The 2,131-nt window shown below is 69.8% G+C and carries 3 protein-coding genes; 1 reads left to right on the top strand and 2 read right to left on the bottom strand.

The window, feature by feature from the left end; translation table 11 throughout:
• Positions 1-556, bottom strand: a 556-nt coding sequence (locus tag ACM2XV_RS14600; protein ID WP_487027457.1) for a spermidine synthase, incomplete at its 3' end; no start/stop codon positions are given.
• Between the two features lie 43 nt (positions 557-599).
• Positions 600-1,244 carry a GntR family transcriptional regulator gene (locus ACM2XV_RS14605; RefSeq protein ID WP_344776484.1) on the bottom strand — a complete coding sequence of 215 codons (645 nt, stop codon included), beginning with the start codon at positions 1,242-1,244 and terminating at the stop codon, positions 600-602.
• Between the two features lie 107 nt (positions 1,245-1,351).
• On the opposite strand from ACM2XV_RS14605, the gene ACM2XV_RS14610 reads away from it, so the two are divergent.
• Positions 1,352-1,924 carry a hypothetical protein gene (locus ACM2XV_RS14610; RefSeq protein ID WP_344776482.1) on the top strand — a complete coding sequence of 191 codons (573 nt, stop codon included), beginning with the start codon at positions 1,352-1,354 and terminating at the stop codon, positions 1,922-1,924.
• The last annotated feature ends 207 nt before the right edge of the window (positions 1,925-2,131 follow it).

A 2,131-nucleotide genomic window follows, 5' to 3' on the forward strand; every position in this document is an offset into this window, starting at 1 on the left:
GCCCGTCGGCGATGTTCACGAGCATGACGCCGCCCGGCGCGAGCAGACGGGCCGCCTCGGTGTAGAACTCCCGGCTCGTCACGTGCGCGGGCGTGCGCGCCCCAGAGAAGATGTCGACGACCACGAGGTCGGCGGCGCCCACGAGGCCTGCCGGCAGCTTGGCCAGCATCTCGCGCGCGTCGCCGTAGCGCACCCGCACGTCGGCGCCGCGCGGCAGCGGCAGCACCGATCGCACCAGCTCGACGAGGTTCTGCTCGAGCTCGATGACCTGCTGGCGGCTGCCGGGCCGGGTCGCCGCGACGTACCGCGGCAGCGTCATCGCCCCCGCGCCCAGGTGCACGGCGGTGATCGGCTGCCCGGGGTCACCGATCAGATCGATGACGTTCCCCATGCGCTGGATGTACTCGAAGAACAGCTGCGTCGGGTCGTCCAGGTTGACGTGCGACTGCGGCGTGCCGTCGACGACGAGCTCGTAGGCGCCTGGCACGAAGCGATCGGGCTCGATCACGGCGCGATACCCGGAGTGCTTCAGGATCACTGAGCGGTCATCTGTCACAGCATCCATTTAAGGCGAGCGGATGCCCCGCCCGGGCATCCGCTCAGCGAATGAGCACGTCGTGGATGACCTTGAGGTGCTCGGCCAGCAGCTTCTCGAAGCGATCGGCGTCGCGGTCGGCGATCGCGTCGAGCAGCGCCTGGTGGGCCCCGACCACGTCCTCCGCGACCACGTCGGTGGGAACGGAGGAGCGCGCCATGCGCACCTGGCGGTCGTAGAGCGTGGCGTAGAACTGGATGATCAGGGCGTTCTCGCTCGCGGCGATCAGGGCGGAGTGGAAGTCGGCGTCGGCGAGCGCGTAGCCGGCGAGGTTCCGGTCGGCGATCCGGTCCTTCTGCAGCTGGATGTTCTCGCGCAGCTGCGCGACGAGCCGCTCGGTGCGCTCTTCACTGGCGACGACCGTGCGCACGGCGTGCGTCTCGAGCATGTTGCGGGCGTCGACCACGTCGCGCGCCTCGCTGCGGGCGATCGGGGTGATCATGGCGCCGCGCTTCGGGTAGAGCTTCATGAGGCCCTCGGCCTGCAGGCGCAGGAACGCCTCGCGCACCGGAGTGCGGCTGATGTTGAGGCGGTCGGCGACCTCGCCCTCGCTGATGAGGTCGCCGCCGGCGAGCTCGCTGCTCAGGATGCGGGACTTGACGTCTTCGTACGCGCGATCGCCCGCGGCGACAGGATTCTTCTCAGGCATACACACAATGATAGATACAACTCCTGCATCTGTCATGCGCGATCTCCACCCGTGTCTCCACCCTGGGGTGGTGGGCGCGCCCCCGGCGGGTCGGAAGCATTGCTGTCATGAACCTGAACCTTCAATACGTCTTCGACGCGGTGCTCGGCCTCGCCGTCATCGTGTGGATCTGCTACCGCCAGATGACCTGGCGCGTCGTCGACCCCGCCCGCATGTGGCGCGGCCCCCTCATCTTCGGCATCGTCGGCGCGGGCCTCATCGTCACCGGTTCGAAGGCCGTGACCCTCACCGCCGTCGACATCGCACTGCTCGCGGTCGAGTTGGTGATCTCGCTCGGCGTCGGCGCCGCCATGGGCGCGATCGCGCACTTCCGCCTGCTGAGCCGTGAGCGCGCCGCCGCCTACGAAGAGCGCCGTCGCCCCTCGCGCAACGGCGGGGCGCTGCCCCCACTCGAATACGAGAGCCGCACGAGCTGGGTCGGTGTGGCGCTCTGGGTCGTGCTCATCGCCGTGCGCGTCGGGCTCGAGATCTTCGCCAGGCACCTCGGTGCCGAGGCCACGGCCTCGACCGGCGTCATCCTGCTGGTGCTCGCCGCCAACCGCGCCGCCCGCGTCGGCGTGCTCGCCTGGCGCCTCGATCAGCACCGCCAGAGCATCACTGCCCGCCCGCTGGCCGAGTAGGCCCCGCGAAGCCGCCGTATCGAGACCCCTTCCCGACCAGCCAAGATTGCGATGATGAACCTCGCCGACCGCCGCCCGCTGCCCCTGGCTCTCAACGCCGTCGGCATGGTGGCGGTCGCGTGGGCGTCGTTCGGGGGAACGGCCATCCCGCGCAGCGGCTGGCTGATCGTCGCGACCGTGCTCGCTCTGCTGACGTGGGCGATCGTC

This window comes from Gryllotalpicola sp. CP2-P1 (genome assembly GCF_057512245.1).

Excerpts from the sequence above, each read along its gene's own strand:
- ACM2XV_RS14605 (WP_344776484.1), bottom strand. The coding sequence starts at position 1,244 with ATGCCTGAGAAGAATCCTGTCGCCGCGGGCGATCGCGCGTACGAAGAC.
- ACM2XV_RS14610 (WP_344776482.1), top strand. The coding sequence starts at position 1,352 with ATGAACCTGAACCTTCAATACGTCTTCGACGCGGTGCTCGGCCTCGCC.